The following is a 16,987-nucleotide window of genomic DNA, read 5'->3' as shown; positions in this document are numbered from 1 at the left end:
CTACTCATCAGCCGTGCGCAACGGAGTGCGCTCGAGCGGTTCGGCGAGCAGCATCTCCTTGGTGAAGATCAGGTCGGACCGGTTGTAGTCCGCCATCTCGTAGTCGTGGCCGAGCGTGATCGCGTCGAACGGGCAGGCGATCTCGCAGTAGCCGCAGAAGATGCAGCGCGACAGGTTGATCTCGTACACGGCCGCGTAGCGCTCACCGGCGCTGACGCGGTTGTCCGGCGTGTTCTCGTTGGCCACCACGCGGATGCAGTCCGCGGGGCAGGCCGCGGCGCACAGCGAGCAGCCGACGCACTTCTCGAGGCCTGTGTCCTCGAACCGGTGCAGCTTGTGCCGGCCCCGGAAGCGCGGGTAGACCGGCGTCTTCTCCTCGGGGTAGTTGATCGTGATCGTTCCTTCGGGCACGCGCGCGAAGGTCGTCTTGAGACCCTTCAGCGTCGCGGCGAAGGCGCGGAACGTCCCGGACGCAGCACCCTCACGGGGCTGGTGGATGACGATGACGTCGTCACCGGGGTCATAAGGCATCAGTCGAGCACCACCACGAGGACTGCAGTGACAAGGGCATTGAGCGTCGCCAGCGGCAGCAGGATCTTCCAGCCGAACGACATCAGCTGGTCGTAGCGCAGACGCGGGAGCGTCGCGCGGACCCAGATGAAGAAGAAGATGAAGACCCACATCTTCAGGAGCACGACGATCGGCTCGATCCAATTGGGCTGATCCCAGAGCGGCACGTCCCAGCCGCCCCAGAAGATCGTCGTGAACAGCAGCGAGACGACGACCATGTTCAGGTACTCGGCGGCGAAGAAGGCGGCGAAGCGGCCGCCGCCGTACTCGGTGAAGTAGCCACCGACGAGCTCGGCCTCGGCCTCGGGGAGGTCGAACGGCGGGCGGTTGGTCTCGGCGAAGCCGGCGACCAGGAAGATGAGCCAGCCGACGAACTGCGGGCCGAAGAGCCAGAAGTGCTCCTCCTGCCACTGGACGATGTCCACGAGCGACAGGGAGCCGACCATCATGATCACGCCGATGATCGAGAGGCCCTGGGCGATCTCGTAGGAGATCAGCTGGGCGGCGGAGCGCATCGAGCCGAGGAACGAGTACTTCGAGTTCGACGACCAGCCGCCGAGCATCAGGCCGTAGAAGGCGATGCCGCCGAAGGCGAAGGCGAAGAGGATGCCGATCGAGGGATCGACGCCGTACAGGCCCGTCTTGGTGCCGAAGATGTCGACGGTGTCCGAGAACGGGATGATCGCGAGCGTGGCGGCCGCGGTGACCATCGAGATCACCGGGGCGACGATGAACAGCCACTTGCGCGAGTCCTGCGGCACGAACTGCTGCTTGAACAGCAGCTTGCCGATGTCGGCCACGGCCTGCAGCGCGCCGAAGGGCCCGACGCGCGTCGGGCCGTAGCGGTTCTGGAAGCGGCCGAGCAGCTTGCGGTCGGCCAGCAGCGCCAGCGGCACCATGTTGAAGACGACGAGGAAGATGGCTACAGCCTTGGCCAGCTGCATCCACCACGGCTCGTAGTAGCCGATTTCACCGAAGACGGGCATCTAGCGAGAAATCCCTTCGAGGACGCGGCGGGAGCGAGCCGCCAGGCGAGTTCCCGTCACCGAATGCGAGCGCGCAGCGCGAGTCATTCGGCCACTTCCCGGGGCGGGATCGGCAGGCCTGCGGAGGGCGGCATCTCGGCCAGGCCCTCGACGGCGGGCTGCGACTGGATCGGAAGCGACGACGGCTCGGTGGAGCCCGGGCCGACCCGGCGCACCTCGACGATGCCGTGCGTCAGGACGTTCGAGTTGTGCTCGGCGATGCCCTCGGCGAGGAAGACGCTGCCGGCGGGGATCGCGGCGCGGATGCGCACGGTCGCCGGGATGCGCGTGCCGTTGCCGACCTCGGCGCGATCGCCTTCGCGGATGCCGCGGGCGTCCGCGTCGGCGGGCGAGAGCTCGACGACCTGCTTGGCGCGGATGAACTGCAGCGCCGGCGCGATGTCGACCTCCTTGGCCGCCCACAGCGGGCGGAAGGTGCCGAGCCGCAGCTCCGCCTCGCTCTTGGCGGGCAGGCCGGACGGGACATCCAGCGCCCCGGGCTCGGAGGCCGGGACATCGAACGTGGCCTCGTCCTGCCAGCGCAGGCCGCGGCCACCGATCGCGTCGAGCGTCAGGCCGGTGTAGAACGGCACGGCCTCGAACAGGCGCTGCGAGACCTGCGAGCCGGCCAGGGCGGCGCCCTCGTCGAAGCCGACCGCGCGGGCGACGTCCGAGATGACCTGCCAGAGCGGGCGCACGCCGGAGCCGGGCGTGTTGCCGGCGCCGCGCGGGTGGCCGACGGCCTGGCGCAGACGCTGCACGCGGCCGTCCGGATGCGTGAGCGTGCCGTCCTTCTCGGGGTAGGCCTCGGCGGGGAAGACGACGTCGGCGAACTGCGCGACGGTGTCCGTCAGCTGCGACTCGACCGCGATCACGGTCTGCGCGCCGGCGAGCGCCTTCTCCCACGCGGGACGGTTCGGGTAGTTGCGCAGCGGGTCGACGTGGTGCAGCCAGACCGTCTGCAGGTCGCCGCTCGCGAGCCCGGCGGCGATCTCCTCGCCACCGTGGCCGGGGGTGGCGACGGACGCGAACCCTGGGCCGTGACCGGCGGCGAAGCCGGCCTCGCGCAGGCCGCGGCCGTTCGGCGAGGCGGGCAGCTCGAGGATGCCGGCGTTGGCGATGCTCGCCAGGTTCAGGCGGGAGGCGATGTTGAGGATCGCGCGCCCGGCGGAGCCACGCAGCGCGCGCTCGCCGTAGACGATCACGACTTCCTCGCCGGCCGCGCGCAGCGCGTCGGCGAACTCGGAGACCGCGGTGGCGTTCGAGCCGGCCGCGGACGCGGCGCCGCCCAGGTTGCCCGTGTCGCCGCTCAGCGCGGCGTCGAGCGCGACCAGGAAGGCCTCGGCGCCGCCCGGCGCGAAGCGCAGCGTGGCGGCGGCGCTGGGATCGAGCGCGGTCGGGCGCGCGGACGCGACGACGACCTTGGTGCCGTGACGGCGCACACCCTTGCGGATGCGCAGGTCCCAGACCGGCACCTCGTCGATCGGGTCGCAGTCCACGAGCAGGACGGTGTGGGCGAACTCGAGGTCCGGGACCGTGGCCTGCAGCTTCGGGTCGGCGAGCGCGCGCACGACGTCCAGGGGCTGCTCGCCGCCCGCACGGGTGGCGAGGTGGCTCGAGCCGAGCTTGCCGCGGAACAGGTCCTGCAGCAGGAACGCCTCTTCGTTGGTGGTCGTGCCACCCGCGATGGCCGCGGCCTTGGCGCCGGCCTTCTCGAGCGCGGCACCGGCGACCTCGATCGCCTTGTCCCAGCTCGCGGGGACCAGCTCGTCACCCTCGCGCACGAGCGGCGTGGTGATGCGCTCGTCCGAGTGCACCGCCTGGTAGGCGAAGCGACCCTTGTCGCACAGCCAGCCGTCGTCGACGTTCTCGTTGTCGCGGGCGAGGACACGCAGGACGCGCTCGTCGCGGACGGTGAGCTCGACGTTGCACTGGGCGGGGCAGCCCGCGCAGATCGTGCCGGCGCCCTCGATGTCCCACGGACGCGCGCGGAAGCGGTACGCGCGGGACGTCAGCGCGCCCACCGGGCACAGCTCGATGATGTTGCCCGAGAACGGCGCGACGTACGGGTGGCCGTCGAACGTGGAGACGTAGGAGTCGGCGCCGCGCTGCTGGAGGACGAGCTGGTAGTCCTCGCTGACCTCCTGCGAGTAGCGCACGCAGCGGTAGCAGAGGATGCAGCGCTCGCGGTCGATCGCGATCAGCGGCGAGAGCTCGAGCGGCTTCTTGAAGTGGCGCTTGGGCTCGATGAAGCGGCTCGTCCCGGGACCCCACCCGTAGGTGATGTCCTGCAGCGGGCACTCGCCGCCCTTGTCGCAGACCGGGCAGTCCAGCGGGTGGTTGATGAGCAGGAACTCGACCACCGCGCGCTGCGCCTCGTGCACGCGCTGCGTCTGCGTGTTGACGACCATGCCGTCGCGCACGGGCGTCGAGCAGCCGGTCTGGAGCTTCGGGATGCCCTCGATCTCCACCAGGCACATGCGGCAGGCGCCGACGGGCTGGCCGAGCTTGGGCTCGTAGCAGAAGACGGGGATCTCGACGTCGCCGAACTGGTTGGCGGCGTCGACGAGGATCATGCCCTCGGGCGCCGTGACCTCACGACCGTCGAGCGTGAAGGTGATCTCTTTGACGACTGGGCGCGGCATTTCTGGTTAGGCAGCCTGTGCGGGGGAGAGGAGCGGGCCCGGGCCGGCGTGCGCGCCGCGGTTGACCTGCGGGATGGAGACGCCGAAGCCGGCCTCTTCGCGCTTGGCCTCGATGTAGGCCTCGAACTCCGGCCGGAAGTGCTTGATCATCGAGGACACCGGCATCGCCATCGCGTCGCCGAGCACGCACAGGCAGTTGCCCATGATCTGGCTGCAGACGGACTCGATGATGTCCAGGTCCATCGGGGTCGCGTCGCCGTTCTTGATCCGGACGAGCATCTTCTCGGTCCAGTTGCAGCCCTCGCGACAGGGCGAGCACTTGCCGCACGACTCGTGGCGGTAGAAGTGCGCGGTCTTGTAACAGACGTCGACGATCGAGGTGGAGTCGTCGAAGACGATGATCGCGCCGGAGCCGAGCATCGAGCCGGCCTTCGCGATCGAGTCGAAGTCGTACGGCATCTCCAGCACCTCTTCGGTGAGCGGCATCACCGGGGAGGACGAGCCGCCCGGGAACCACGCCTTGAAGGTGCGTCCGTCGAGCGGGCCGCCGGCGAGGTCGAAGAGGATGTCGCGCGTCTTGGTGCCGAGGACGATCTCGTAGTTGCCCGGGTACTTGACCTGGCCGGAGATCGAGACGAGCTTCGTGCCCGTGGAGGTCTCGGTGCCGATCTTGGCGAACTCGGCGCCGCCCATGTTCAGGATCACCGGGACGTTCATCAACGACTCGACGTTGTTGATCAGCGTCGGGCCCTGGTAGAGACCCTGGACGGCCGGGAACGGCGGCTTCAGGCGCGGGTTGCCGCGCTTGCCCTCGAGCGAGTCGAGCAGCGCGGTCTCCTCCCCGCAGATGTAGGCGCCGGCGCCGCGGTGCACGACCAGGTCGATCGTGTGGTCGGACCCGAGGATGTTCTCACCCAGGTAGCCGGCCGCGCGGGCTTCGGCGACCGCCGCGTCGAGGATGTCGGCGACGTAGTCGTACTCGCCGCGGATGAAGATGAACGACCGCGTGGCGCCGATGCAGTAGGCGCCGATGATGATGCCCTCGATGAGCAGATGCGGGTTCTTCTGCATCAGCTCGCGGTCCTTGAAGGTCCCGGGCTCGGACTCGTCCGCGTTGCAGACGAGGTACTTGTCCATCGTCCCCTTGGGGATGAAGGACATCTTGCGGCCCATCGCGAAGCCGGCACCGCCGCGACCGCGGACGCCCGACGCGAGCATCTCGTCGAGAACCTCGCCGGGCTCCATCTTGAGCGCCTTGCGCAGCATCTCGTAGCCGCCGCGCCGCTCATAGACCTCACGCGTGTTGAGGCCGGGCTCGTCGATGTCCTTGAAGAGAATCGTGTCGATGTTCGCGAGCATCTCTATCGCTTCCAGTGCTTAGAGGCGGCCTTGCGCTTCGCCAGCTGCTTGTCGGGGAGGACCTCGCGGCCCTCTTTGAGGTCTTCGCGGATCTGCGCGCAGTCGTCCTCGGTCAGCGGGCCCACATAGACCCCGTTGACGGACGCCATCGGCGCGATCTCGCACGCGCCGAGGCACTCGAAGGCGCGCACGTTGAAGTCGGGGTCACCCTCCATCTCGTCCTTCATCCGCGCGTAGACGCCGTCGGCGCCCAGCAGCGAGCAGGAGATGTTGGTGCAGACATAGACGTCGTTCTTGCCCTTGGGCTTGAGCTCGAACATGTCGTAGAAGCTCGCGACGGCCACGAGGTAGGCGGGCGTCAGGCGCAGCACGCAGGCGGCCTGCTCCATCGCCTGCGGCGACAGCCAGCCGTGCTCGCGCTGCACGATCTTCATCGCCGGGATCGCCGCGGAGCGGACGTCCGGGTATTTGCCCATCAGGACCTCGATCGCCTCGCGCACCGGCTCGGGCACGTAGGTGGTCGCGGGGTCGGGGACGACCGCCGGGTCCTTCGTCAGATCGGCCGACTCGTCCCAGCCGGGGACGCGCGAGCCGTGGTCGTAGCGCTTGATCTTCGTGGGATCGATGGCCATCAGCGATCAATGCCTCCGAGGATCGGGTCGAGCATGGCGAGCGCGATGATCATGTCCGCCACGTACTCGCCCTCGGTCATGACCTTCAGCGACTGCAGGTTCACGAACGAGGGATCACGCATGTGCACGCGCGCGGGCTTGGACGAGCCGTCCGAGCGCACGAAGCAGGCGAGCTCGCCGCGCGGCGACTCGATCGGGTAGTACGCCTCGCCCGGCGGGACGCGGAAGCCCTCGGTCACGAGCTTGAAGTGGTGGATGAGCGCTTCCATCGACGTCGCGAGCTCGTGCCGCGGAGGCAGCGCGTACTTGCGGTCGTTGGTGATGTAGTCGCCCTCGGGCAGGCCGTCCAGCGCCTGGTCGATGATCTTCAGCGACTCGCGCATCTCCGCCATCCGGATGCGGTAGCGGTCGTAGTTGTCGCCGACCGTCCCGATCGGGATCTTGAAGTCGAAGTGGTCGTAGCTCGAGTAGGGATGCGCCTTGCGCAGGTCCCACGGGTTGCCGGCGGCGCGCAGCAGCGGGCCGGTCACGCCGAGCTGGAGCAGCGTCTCTTTGTCGACGATGTTCGTGCCGCGCAGGCGCGAGAGCAGCAGCTGGTTGTTGTCGATCAGGTCCGCGTACTGGTCCAGGCGGGCCGGGAACTCGGCCGTGAACTTCTTGACCTTCTTGACCCAGCCGGACGGGATGTCCTCGGCGACGCCGCCGACCTGGAAGTAGCGCGGGTGCATGCGCTGGCCGGACGACATCTCGAACAGGTCCAGGATGTTGTCGCGGTCACGCCAGCCGTAGAAGAACACCGACATGGCGCCGAGGTCCAGGCCGCCGGTGGCGAGCCACAGCAGGTGCGAGGCGATGCGGTTGAGCTCGAGATGCGCGACGCGCAGGTACTGCGCGCGCGGCGGGACGTCGATGTCCAGCAGCGTCTCGACGGCGCCGCAGTAGGCCATCGCGTTGAAGTAGTACGACAGGTAGTCCATCCGCTCCACGAGCGGGATGACCTTCCAGTACGCCTTGTCTTCGCAGTTCTTCTCGATGCCCGTGTGGACGTAGCCGATGACCGGCTTGATGTCCCGGATGACCTCACCCTCGAGCGTCGTGATCAGCCGGAGCACGCCGTGCGTGGCCGGGTGATGCGGACCGAAGTTGAGGGTCAGCAGCTCGTCGTGCTCGGGGTGCTCGAGGTACCCGGCGTCGTAGGAGGACTCCTCGAGCTCGCGGTAGCTGAGGCCCGGGTGGGCCGACGTCTGGCCGGGGCGCTGCGTCACGTCGCTCACTTCTTCCACCAGCCCGGGTTCGTCGGCTCGTTGTGCGTGAAGAGGATCGCCTCGCCGCCCATCGGGAAGTCACGCCGCTGGGGGAAGCCCTCGTAGTCCTCGGGCATGAGGATCCGGCGCAGGTCCGGATGCCCGTCGAAGATCACGCCGAACATGTCGAAGACCTCGCGCTCCTGATGGTTCGCGGTCGGCCACGCCTCGGTGACGGACGGGACGTTCGGGGCCTCGAGCGGCACGCGCACCTTGACCGTGAGGCGGTCCACCTCGGTCATGTCGAGCAGTTCGTAGTGCACGCCCAGGCGCGGCTCCTCGGGGTAGTAGTCCACCCCGTGCACGGACGCCAGGAAGTTGAAGCCCTTCGTGCGCAGCCACTCGAGCGTCTCGCGGATCGAGCCGGCGGTGACGGTCAGCGCCGCCTTCTCGCGGAAGTACACGGTGTCCAGCACCGACTCCGCGTCACGCTCGCGCAGCTCCTGGGCGATGAGCTCCAGGCCGGTCGCGTCAGGCACTGGTCCCCGCCCGGCCGAGCGTGTTCGCCGCCACGTTGACCTCGTTGGGGTCGACCTCGATCTGCTTCGGGTCGAACTCCTCGGTGCCGCCGCCGCCGTAGCGCGAGCGCCAGCCCAGGTCCGGCTTGGCCATGACCATGTTGCGCAGCTTGAGGATGCCGTACATCAGCGCCTCCGGCCGGGGCGGGCAGCCCGGGATGTGGAGGTCCACCGGCAGGAACTTGTCGGCCGGCACGATCGCGTAGTTGTTGAAGACGCCCATCGACGAGCTGCAGGCGCCCATCGCGATCGCCCACTTGGGCTCGAGCATCTGGTCGTACACGCGGCGGACGACCGGGGCCATCTTGATCGAGACGCGGCCCGAGATGATCATCAGGTCGGCCTGGCGCGGGGAGGCGCGGAAGGCCTCGAACCCGAACCGCGCGACGTCGTAGCGCGGGCTGACCATGGCCATCATCTCGATCGCGCAGCACGCGAGGCCGAACGTGGCGGGCATGAACGCGTTGCCGCGGGCCCAGTTGCCGGCCTTCTCGAGCGTCGTCGTGAGCAGGCGCTGCTCGACGAACTCCTCGAGCTCTTCACCTTCGAGCTCGTTGTGCAGCATGCGGCGCGCGGTGAGCTGGCGGGAGCGGAACTCGCCCTCGTCGCCGCTGCCCAGCTTCTGGCGAACTACTTCCATTCGAGTGCCCCTCTGCGCCAGACGTACACGAACGCCACGAACAACAAGACGATGAAGACCGAGATCTCCACCAGTGCGAACGTCCCGAAGGCCTTGAGCTGCATCGCCACCGGGAACAGGAAGATCGTCTCGATGTCGAACAGGATGAAGAGCATCGCGACGAGGTAGAAGGAGATGCCGAAGCGCATCGACTTCTTGACCTCGGAAGGCAGACCGCTCTCATACGGCTCGGCGGTGGCCTTGCGCTGGTGGCGCGGCTTGGGACCGAGGACGGAGTTGAGCGACGCGAAGACGACGCCAAGGCCTACGCCTAGGACCACGAAGACGATCGCCGGCAGGTACGCACGGATCACGTCTCGGATTTGTAGCACCTTGTGCGCGTCTGTCACTTAGTTACAAAGCGCACCTAAAGACCCACTGAAATGGTCGGAATAGAGCCAAAAATGGCCTACAGCCACAGCTGCGCGCGAGCGACGAGGGTCGCGACGACGCCCGCGGAGGTCGCCATCACGGCCAACTCTCGGCGCAGGATCGCTGTCACGAGAGCCTGTTGCTCAATGACGGGAAGTTTCGCGACGTCCTTTCCGCTGTCCAATCCGCGCTGTTCCAAGAAGGTCGGCGTGGTCACGATCCGGAGCTGCTCGGCAAGGAAACTGACCGCGATCGGCGTGAGGGCGTAGACGAGGTGCAGGCGGGGGAGATCGCGGCCCTCGAGCAGCAGCGCGGCGCCGACGACCGCGGACAGGACGACGAGGCCCTGGCCGAGCCGGAGCAGGAGCCAGAACGCCTTCGGGTTGCGCCAGAAGATCCAGGCGACCAGGCCGACGAGCGCGGCGAGGGCGTTGGCGCCGACCGTGATCGCGCCGATCCAGACGTGGGCGTCCTTCATCGGTACTCGCCGCGGTACCAGATGAGCGGGTCGTGCTCGCTCGCCCGCTCGGCCGCGATCACGGCGCCGATGCCGATCGTGTGATCGCCGCCGGGGATGAGCTGCTCGAGCTCGCAGCCGACCCAGGCGATCGTGCCCTCGATGACCGGGATGCCCTCGTGCACGGTGTGTTGCACGCCGGCGAACTTCTCGGCCTCGGGCGTCTTGGAGGCGAACAGCCGCGCCAGGTCCTGCTGGCCGGAGGCGAGCACGTTGATGCCGAAGCGGCGCTCCTCGCGCACGACCCGCAGGGTGCGTGAGCCGTTGTCGAAGCAGACGAGGGCCAGCAGCGGGTCCAGCGAGAGCGAGCAGACGGCGTTGGCGGTCATGCCGACGGGGCCGTCGGCGCTGCTGGCGGTGACGACGGTGACGCCGGTCGCGAAGTGGCTCATCACCTCGCGGAAGCGCTGGGGCTCGACGACCTTCATCGGACCGTCAGCTTGCCGTACAAGCCCAGCTCCTCGTGGTTGGCCAGCACGCAGTACATCGTGTACGTCCCGGGGGCGGGTTTGAACGTCCGCGTCTTGGACTGGCCCGGGCGGACGAAGTCGAAGGCGAGGATGTTCTTGGTCGCGCCCCGGATGCGCAGCGAGTGGCCGAGCCCGCCGCGGTTGACGACCGTCATCGTCAGCTCCCTGCCCTTCGGCACCCGCAGCTGCTGGGGGCGGATCAGGTAGTCGTCGAGGGTGACGGTGAACGCCGTGCCGCGCTCGCGGACGGGCTCGCCCGCGCCGCCGCAGCCGGCGAGGGGGAACGTGATCGCGACAAGGGCGACGGGGGTAAGGGTCCGCAGACGCATCTTTCTCCTATGCTGTCGCACCCGATGACGAGGTTCCGCCGCGCCCTGTTGATTGCCACGTTCTTCGCCGCGTCCGCCGGCGGTGTCTCCGCCTGTGGCGAGGAGGGCGTCTCGGTCCCCGACAACGAACGGGCGGCCGCGAACATCTTCACGGAGCGTTGCTCTGGCTGCCACACGCTCAGCGTGGCGGGTACGCAGGGCTCCACGACCAACATCCGGACCCGGGAGTACAAGGACGGGCCGAACTTCGACCAGCGCCACGTGTCGAAGAACTGCGCCCTGTACGCCATCCGCAACGGTGGCTTCTCCTCCGGCCCGATGCCGCAGAACATCATCGTCGGCGAAGAGGCCGAGAAGGTCGCCGAGTTCCTCGCGAAGTACTCCAAGTCCGAGCCGGTCGGTGGCGAGGCCCTCAAGGACTGCCCCGCGACCGAGTAAGGCTCGGAGATGCTCGACCTACGCGCGATCAGCCGCGACCCTGAGCCTGCCGTCGCCGCGCTCGCGCGCCGCAAGGACGGCTCCGACGAACGTCTGCGCGCCGCGTTGGCCGCGCGGGAGCGCCTGAACGCGCTCATCCCCGAGCGTGACGAGGCACGTGCCGCCCGCAACGCCGGCTCTGAGGCGATCGCCCAGGCCAAGCGCTCCGGCGAGGACGCCAGCGCGGCGATCGCGCAGATGCAGGCCGTCAGCGCCCGGGTCAAGGAGCTCGAGCCCGAGATCGCGCGCCTGGAGGAAGAGTTCAACCAGCTCCAGGTCACGCTGCCGAACCTGACCGACCCCACCGCCGCGGACGAGGACACGCCGATCCGCGAGTGGGGCGAGCGCGCCTCCGAGGGCCGCGATCACCTCGAGCTCGCCGGCGCCATGATCGACATGGAGGCCGGCTCGAAGACCTCCGGCCCGCGCTTCGCCTACCTGAAGGGTGACCTCGTCTTCCTCGAGCTCGCGCTGGTGCGCTGGACGCTCGAGAAGCTGCGCGGGCACGGCTTCGAGCCCGTCATCCCGCCCGTGCTGGTCAAGGAGGAGGCGCTGTTCGGCACCGGCTTCCTGCCCGACACCGAGCAGCAGATCTACCGCCTGGCCGACGATCCGCTCTACCTCACCGGTACGTCCGAGGTGCCGCTGGCGTCGTTGCACGCCGGCGAGATCATGGACGAGGTGCCGCGCCGCTACGCCGGCTTCTCGCCGTGCTTCCGCCGCGAGGCGGGCGCCGCGGGCAAGGACACGCGCGGCATCTTCCGGGTGCACCAGTTCGACAAGGTCGAGATGTTCGCGTTCGTCGAGCCGGACCAGTCCGCCGCCGAGCACGAGCGGCTGCTCGCGATCGAGGAGGAGATCCTCCAGGGCCTCCACATCCCGTACCGGGTCGTGAACATCGCCGTCGACGACCTCGGGTCGAGCGCGGCGAAGAAGTTCGACCTCGAGGCCTGGCTGCCGTCGCAGCAGAAGTTCCGCGAGCTGACGTCGACCTCGAACACAACGGCCTTCCAGTCGCGCCGGCTGAACATCCGCTACCGCCCGGACGGCGGCAAGCCCGAGTTCGTCCACACGTTGAACGGCACCGCGGTGGCCGTCGGCCGCACGCTGATCGCCCTGATGGAGAACCATCAGACCGGGGACGGCGGCGTCGAGATCCCGGCCGTGCTCCAGGAGTGGGGCGCGCCTGCCCGCCTGGGTTGACCTCGAGGGCGCGGTCAACGTCCGCGACCTCGGCGGTCTGCCGCTCGAGGGCGGCGGGGTCACCGCTTCCGGCGTCCTGATCCGCGCCGACAACCTGCAGGACCTGACGCCGTCCGACGTCGTCACGCTCGTCGACGAGCTGGGCGTGCGCGTCGTCGTCGACCTGCGCTCGCACATCGAGGTCGACACCGAGGGGCCCGGCCCGCTGACCGGCCGTGTGGACGTCCACCACCGGTCGCTGTATCCCGAGAAGGGCTCGTTCAGCGACGTGATGATCTCGCGGGCCGACGGCGAGAACCCGTTCGTCCGCTACTACCTCGGCTACCTGCGCGATCGGCCCGACTCGTTCGTCGGCGCGATGCGCGACATCGCCTCAGGGCCCGGCCCCGTCGTCGTCCACTGCGCGGCGGGCAAGGACCGGACCGGGATGGTCGTCGCCCTGACACTGGCCGCGGTCGGCGTGGAGCGCGAGGCGATCATCGCCGACTACGCGCTCACCGGCGAGCGGATCACGGCGATCATGGACCGCCTGCGCAGCTCGGACCTCTACCGCCCGGACCTCGAGGGCATCACCGACGAGTCGCGGATGCCGCGCGCCGAGTACCTCGAGCGGGTGCTCGAGGTCATCGACGCCGAGCACGGCGGCGCGGCCAGCTGGCTCGCGGCGCACGGCTTCGACCCCGCGCCGTTGTACAAGCGTCTAGTCAGCGCCGCGTAGCTGTAGCCTGCACGGCTCGCGCCGAGGAGGAGAGTATTCGCCCTTCCCTCCCCCTCGACCGAGGAGACCCCCGTGACGAAGCTGCTCGTCAAACTGCTGGTCACCGTGTGCGCGCTGGCCGGTGCCGCCGCGCTGTCGCCCGCCGCCGCCAACGCCCAGACCTGGCTCCCCGGGTTGCTCGAGCAAGGCCAGGGCATCGCTCCCGGCTCCACACTCAGCAGCTCGGCGCCGGATTGCATCGGCTCCACGGGCGTGTGCCCGGCCGTCCACAACGACCCCTACGGCGACACCGAGATCGGCGAGTACGTGCTCGCGTTCTCCGCGTTCTATGACCACCTGGACTCGGACTACGGGTACGTCCCGATCACGGGCTACGTCGGGTCGTCCTCCTCGTTGGTGGGGTCGAGCCGCACGGCGTACGTGTTCCTCTACAACCCGACCTTCAACCTGTACTTCGCCTACAGCGGGACCGTCGACGAGTACACGTACGAGGTGACCGACGTGCAGCGCGTCTGGGTGTCGATCTACAACCTCTAAGCCAGCGCGAAGACGCGGGACGGGGACCCCGTCCCGCCCACCAGCTTCAGGGGGGCGACGATCGCGATCGCGCCCTGCGGCGGCAGCTCGGCCAGGTTGGCGAGCTGCGTGAGGCCGTACTTGCCCGCGCCGAGCAGGAAGTGGTGGACCGGGAACGGCGGGTCGAACGAGTGCGCGAGCCCGGCGTCGGTGCCGACGGTCTCCACGCCGACGCCGACGATCGGGGCGGCGTCGGCCAGCCAGCGGGCGGCCTCCACGTCCGGGCCCGGGGTCTCGCCGCCGTTCAGGAACGCCGCCTGGTCGTGCGCGCGGGCGTCCCAGCCGGTGCGCAGGAACAGCCAGCCGCCGCGCGGCAGCTCCCCGTGCTCGTTCTCCCACTCGCGGATGTCGTCGAGCGTGAGCAGGTAGTTGGGGTCGTCGGCGGCCTGCGCGGACTTGTCGATCACGGCCACGGGCGCGACGAGCTTGGACGGCGCGGCGCTCGCGACGTCCTCGCCGTCCTTGCCGGTCACCCAGTGGATCGGCGCGTCGAAGTGCGTGCCGACGTGCTCACCCACGGTCAGCGTCTTCCACGCCCACGCGGGGCCGGCGTCGTCGTACTCGCTGATCGTCTCGCGAGAGAGCCCGGGGGTGTTCGCGAACGGCGGTGGGAGCTGCAGGACCGGCGTCGTCTCGCTCAGCGGCTGCGTGAGATCGATGACGCGGGTCGCGCCGCTCGCAAGCGCGGCGGCGAGTTGTTCAGTGGCCACGAAATGCCTCCTCAAGCCATTCGGCACAGATGTCAGGGTCGACTTTGGCGTCCAGCACGAGCGGGCGGCGGTCGGCCTCGCCCAGCCAGGTGCGGACGGCTTCGAGATCGTCGGTGGTGCGGGCCGTGACACCCTGGCAGCCGGCGGCCTCGGCGAGCGCCGCGAAGTCCGTCGGCGGGAACTGGGCGAGCTCGACGGGGATGCCCATCGGCCGGAAGTGGTGGACCTCGGCGCCGTAGGCCGCGTCGTCGTAGACCACCACGAGCACGTTCAGGTTCAGGCGGCCGAGTGTCTCGAGGTCCGGCAGCGACATCAGCAGCCCGCCGTCGCCGACCGCGCAGACCGTCAGGCGGTCGGGGTTGGCGACCGCCGCGCCGATCGCGTTGCCGAGGGCGAGCCCGACGCACTGGAAGGCCTGCGGGAAGACGAACCCGTGGGCGTCCGGGACGCGCAGGTACATCGCCGGGTAGCCCATGAACGCGCCCGAGTCGACGACGACGGTGCGCTCCTCGGGCAGCAGCTCGTCGAGGGTGATGCTCAGGGTGCGTGGGTCCAGCCAGTCCGTGCTCGGCTCGTACGGCTGGTCGCGCCAGCGCCCGCCCGCGATCTCGGCCGCCAGCGCGATGCTGCGGCGGGAGGCCTCGTAGGCGCTGCCGCGCGCGTCGCCGAGCGCGGCGAGCAGCGCCTCGGCGGTGGCGCGCGCGTCCCCGTGGACGGCGAGGCCGACCGGGCGGTGGGCGCCGAACGCCTCGAGGTCGCTGTCGATCTGGATCACCGTCGTGTCCGGGCCGATCAGCGCGCCGTGGCGCGTGGTCCACTGGTTGAGCGCGGCGCCGAAGGCGAGGATCAGGTCCGATTCCTTCAGGTGGCGCTGCGCGGCGGGCGTCGAGAACCCGCCGGAGATGCCGAGGTCGAACGGGTCGCCGGCGAACAGGCCGTTGCCGACGGCGGTGGTCGCGAGGACGGCGCCGAGCCGCTCGCCGAGCGCGCGCAACGTCGGTCCGGCACCCGACAGGACGGCGCCGCGGCCGGCGAGGATCGCGGGGCGCTTGGCGCGGGCGAGCGCGAGCAGCACGGCATTGAGGTCGCTCGGGACGGCGGCGGCGGGCTCGGGCGCGGCGGGCGGCGGCGTCAGCTCCACCTCTGCGGCCTGCACGTCCAGCGGCAGGTTCAGGACGACCGTACGGCGCTCGCGCAGCGCGGTGCGTACCGCCCGCGCCGTGTCGGCGACGGCGGTCTGCGGGCTGTGCACGCGCTCGGAGATCGCGCCTACAGAGGTGACGAGCGCGTCCTGGTCGATCTTGAAGTTCGAGCGCAGCTGCGCGGCGGGCGTGTCGGCCGCGAGCAGCAGGACGGGCGTGCGGCTCTTCGCGGCCTCGGTGAGCCCGGTGATGGCGTTCGTCAGCCCCGGCCCCTGGTGCACGCTCGCGACGCCGAGCCGGCCGCTGACGCGCGCGTAGCCGTCGGCCATGCACAGCGCGCCGGTCTCGTGGCGCGAGGAGAAGAACCGCCCACCGGCCGCGACGATCGCGTTCGTCACCGCGAGGTTGCCGCTGCCCATCAGCCCGAACACCACCTCGCCTCCCAGGGCATGAACGGTCCGGCCGACGGCTTCCGAGACGAGCATGGGCGAAACCTACTCGTGGATAGGGTCGTGGGGATGCGCAGGGCCGCCTCGATCCTCGTGCTCGGCCTGCTCACCGCCGCCGTCGCCGTCGCGCTCGACCTGGTCGGGCTCGCGTCGGCGACGCTGTTCGCGGCGCTGCTCGTCGGGCTCGCCGCGGCGCTGGCCCGGCCGCGGATGTCGGGCATCCTGCCGCGCGGCACGTTCGTGTCCGCGCAGGCGATCCTCGGCGTCACGCTCGGCGCCTACCTCGAGCCGGACGCGCTGCAGGCCGTCGGCGGCTCCTGGCTGCCGGTCCTGCTCGTGAGCGCGGGCACGCTCGTGTGCAGCATGGGCGTCGGGCTCGTGCTCGAGCGCCGGACCGAGCTCGACCGGCCGACCGCGCAGCTGGGCATGATCGCGGGCGGCGCCTCCGGCATCGTCGGCATGGCGGACGAGATCGGCGGCGACGACCGGCTCGTCGCGTTCATGCAGTACCTGCGCGTGCTCGTCACCGTGCTGCTCACGCCGCTGCTGGCCGCGGCCTGGGGTGGCGCGGGCGGAGGCGGCGCCGGGCCGAGCGAGGCGCTGCTGGCGACACCGACCGACTGGCTGCTGACCGCTGCGATCGCGCCCGCCGCCGCGCTCACGGCGCGCCGGATCGGGGTTCCCGCCGGCACGCTCATGGGGCCGATGGTCGTCGCGGGCGCGCTGACGCTCGCGGGCGTCGACTTCGTCGTCCCGCCCGTGGTCCGCGAGCTGGCGTTCGCGCTGATCGGCCTGCAGGTCGGCCTGCGCTTCACCACGGACACGGTCCGCCAGATGGGGCGGCTGCTGATCCCGGTGCTGATCGGGGTCTTCGCGCTACTGGTCGCGTGCTTCGGGCTCGCGGTCGTCCTGCACCTGCTGACCGACATCAGCCTGCGCGACGCGTACCTCGCCACGACGCCGGGCGGCATCTACGCCGTGCTCGCCGTGGCCTTCAGCGGCGGCGGGAACATCACGTTCATCGTCGCCGTGCAGAGCTTGCGCGTGATCGTCTCGGTCGTGCTCGCGCCGCTCGCGGTGCGTCGCCTGACCAAGGTGGGTAGGCGAGAGGAATGAGCGAGACCCCGATCACGCCCGACGACCCGGACATCCCCGAAGAGCCGCCGCCCGCCGAGGACGGCTCCCCGGAGGCGGACGACCAGCCGATGGGCCCGCCCGCGGACATGGACGAGGACGACGCGCCGCTGCCCGGCCTCCCCGAGAACGAGCCACCCGCCGCGGACTGATCTGGG

20 protein-coding genes are annotated in these 16,987 nt (G+C 69.9%); 6 read left to right on the top strand and 14 right to left on the bottom strand.

Features of this window, described 5'->3' with window-relative positions; genetic code table 11:
* The 12 genes from nuoI to OJ997_RS01135 form a co-directional block, all read right to left on the bottom strand.
* Positions 1-531: an NADH-quinone oxidoreductase subunit NuoI gene (gene nuoI / locus OJ997_RS01190; protein WP_270023159.1), complete on the bottom strand. Its 531-nt coding sequence runs from the start codon at positions 529-531 to the stop codon at positions 1-3.
* Positions 531-1,556 carry an NADH-quinone oxidoreductase subunit NuoH gene (nuoH, locus tag OJ997_RS01185; protein ID WP_270023158.1) on the bottom strand — a complete coding sequence of 342 codons (1,026 nt, stop codon included), beginning with the start codon at positions 1,554-1,556 and terminating at the stop codon, positions 531-533. Before nuoH ends, nuoI begins: the two co-directional genes overlap by 1 nt.
* An 83-nt stretch (positions 1,557-1,639) precedes the next feature.
* A complete protein-coding gene (gene nuoG / locus OJ997_RS01180; RefSeq protein ID WP_270023157.1) occupies positions 1,640-4,240 on the bottom strand; it encodes an NADH-quinone oxidoreductase subunit NuoG in 2,601 nt (866 codons plus the stop codon).
* A 6-nt stretch (positions 4,241-4,246) separates the two neighbouring features.
* Positions 4,247-5,599, bottom strand: coding sequence for an NADH-quinone oxidoreductase subunit NuoF (gene nuoF / locus OJ997_RS01175; RefSeq protein WP_270023156.1), 1,353 nt, complete (start codon positions 5,597-5,599; stop codon positions 4,247-4,249).
* Between the two features lie 2 nt (positions 5,600-5,601).
* The gene (locus OJ997_RS01170) at positions 5,602-6,231 is read right to left on the bottom strand and encodes an NADH-quinone oxidoreductase subunit NuoE family protein (protein ID WP_270023155.1); all 630 of its coding nucleotides are present in this window, start codon (positions 6,229-6,231) and stop codon (positions 5,602-5,604) included.
* The gene (gene nuoD, locus OJ997_RS01165; RefSeq protein ID WP_270023154.1) at positions 6,231-7,514 is read right to left on the bottom strand and encodes an NADH dehydrogenase (quinone) subunit D; all 1,284 of its coding nucleotides are present in this window, start codon (positions 7,512-7,514) and stop codon (positions 6,231-6,233) included. Before nuoD ends, OJ997_RS01170 begins: the two co-directional genes overlap by 1 nt.
* A complete protein-coding gene (locus tag OJ997_RS01160; protein ID WP_270023153.1) occupies positions 7,502-8,014 on the bottom strand; it encodes an NADH-quinone oxidoreductase subunit C in 513 nt (170 codons plus the stop codon). Before OJ997_RS01160 ends, nuoD begins: the two co-directional genes overlap by 13 nt.
* Entirely contained in the window at positions 8,007-8,693 is a 687-nt protein-coding gene (locus tag OJ997_RS01155; protein WP_308213557.1) for an NADH-quinone oxidoreductase subunit B, read from the bottom strand. Before OJ997_RS01155 ends, OJ997_RS01160 begins: the two co-directional genes overlap by 8 nt.
* On the bottom strand, positions 8,684-9,046 hold the full coding sequence (locus tag OJ997_RS01150) for an NADH-quinone oxidoreductase subunit A (protein ID WP_270023152.1): 363 nt from the start codon (positions 9,044-9,046) through the stop codon (positions 8,684-8,686). The genes OJ997_RS01155 and OJ997_RS01150 overlap by 10 nt, the downstream gene beginning before the upstream one ends.
* 95 nt (positions 9,047-9,141) lie before the next feature.
* Positions 9,142-9,582, bottom strand: coding sequence for a hypothetical protein (locus OJ997_RS01145; protein ID WP_270023151.1), 441 nt, complete (start codon positions 9,580-9,582; stop codon positions 9,142-9,144).
* Entirely contained in the window at positions 9,579-10,049 is a 471-nt protein-coding gene (locus OJ997_RS01140; RefSeq protein ID WP_270023150.1) for a flavin reductase family protein, read from the bottom strand. Before OJ997_RS01140 ends, OJ997_RS01145 begins: the two co-directional genes overlap by 4 nt.
* Positions 10,046-10,420 (bottom strand): cupredoxin domain-containing protein, encoded by a 375-nt coding sequence (locus OJ997_RS01135; protein WP_270023149.1) that lies wholly within the window; start codon positions 10,418-10,420, stop codon positions 10,046-10,048. Before OJ997_RS01135 ends, OJ997_RS01140 begins: the two co-directional genes overlap by 4 nt.
* A 24-nt stretch (positions 10,421-10,444) precedes the next feature.
* On the opposite strand from OJ997_RS01135, the gene OJ997_RS01130 reads away from it, so the two are divergent.
* From OJ997_RS01130 to OJ997_RS01115, 4 genes are all read left to right on the top strand, one after another.
* Positions 10,445-10,858 carry a c-type cytochrome gene (locus OJ997_RS01130; RefSeq protein ID WP_270023148.1) on the top strand — a complete coding sequence of 138 codons (414 nt, stop codon included), beginning with the start codon at positions 10,445-10,447 and terminating at the stop codon, positions 10,856-10,858.
* Positions 10,859-10,867: 9 nt separating this feature from the next.
* Positions 10,868-12,100 (top strand): serine--tRNA ligase, encoded by a 1,233-nt coding sequence (gene serS / locus OJ997_RS01125; RefSeq protein WP_270023147.1) that lies wholly within the window; start codon positions 10,868-10,870, stop codon positions 12,098-12,100.
* On the top strand, positions 12,027-12,818 hold the full coding sequence (locus tag OJ997_RS01120) for a tyrosine-protein phosphatase (protein ID WP_308213561.1): 792 nt from the start codon (positions 12,027-12,029) through the stop codon (positions 12,816-12,818). The genes serS and OJ997_RS01120 overlap by 74 nt, the downstream gene beginning before the upstream one ends.
* A 72-nt stretch (positions 12,819-12,890) precedes the next feature.
* On the top strand, positions 12,891-13,355 hold the full coding sequence (locus tag OJ997_RS01115) for a hypothetical protein (RefSeq protein ID WP_270023146.1): 465 nt from the start codon (positions 12,891-12,893) through the stop codon (positions 13,353-13,355).
* Here OJ997_RS01115 and OJ997_RS01110 read toward each other — a convergent pair.
* Both OJ997_RS01110 and OJ997_RS01105 read right to left on the bottom strand, forming a co-directional pair.
* Positions 13,352-14,104, bottom strand: coding sequence for a cyclase family protein (locus OJ997_RS01110; protein ID WP_270023145.1), 753 nt, complete (start codon positions 14,102-14,104; stop codon positions 13,352-13,354). The genes OJ997_RS01115 and OJ997_RS01110 overlap by 4 nt on opposite strands.
* Entirely contained in the window at positions 14,094-15,731 is a 1,638-nt protein-coding gene (locus OJ997_RS01105; protein WP_270023144.1) for a thiamine pyrophosphate-binding protein, read from the bottom strand. Before OJ997_RS01105 ends, OJ997_RS01110 begins: the two co-directional genes overlap by 11 nt.
* 33 nt (positions 15,732-15,764) lie before the next feature.
* On the opposite strand from OJ997_RS01105, the gene OJ997_RS01100 reads away from it, so the two are divergent.
* Together OJ997_RS01100 and OJ997_RS01095 are read left to right on the top strand one after the other, a co-directional pair.
* Positions 15,765-16,811 carry an AbrB family transcriptional regulator gene (locus OJ997_RS01100; protein WP_270023143.1) on the top strand — a complete coding sequence of 349 codons (1,047 nt, stop codon included), beginning with the start codon at positions 15,765-15,767 and terminating at the stop codon, positions 16,809-16,811.
* Positions 16,808-16,981, top strand: a complete 174-nt coding sequence (locus tag OJ997_RS01095; protein WP_270023142.1) for a hypothetical protein — start codon at positions 16,808-16,810, stop codon at positions 16,979-16,981. The genes OJ997_RS01100 and OJ997_RS01095 overlap by 4 nt, the downstream gene beginning before the upstream one ends.
* Positions 16,982-16,987 lie beyond the last annotated feature (6 nt).

This window comes from Solirubrobacter phytolaccae, from assembly GCF_027587195.1.
GTDB lineage: Bacteria > Actinomycetota > Thermoleophilia > Solirubrobacterales > Solirubrobacteraceae > Solirubrobacter > Solirubrobacter phytolaccae.
The sequence above is the reverse complement of the archived record's forward strand: the minus strand, read 5'-3'. Positions and strand labels throughout refer to the sequence as shown.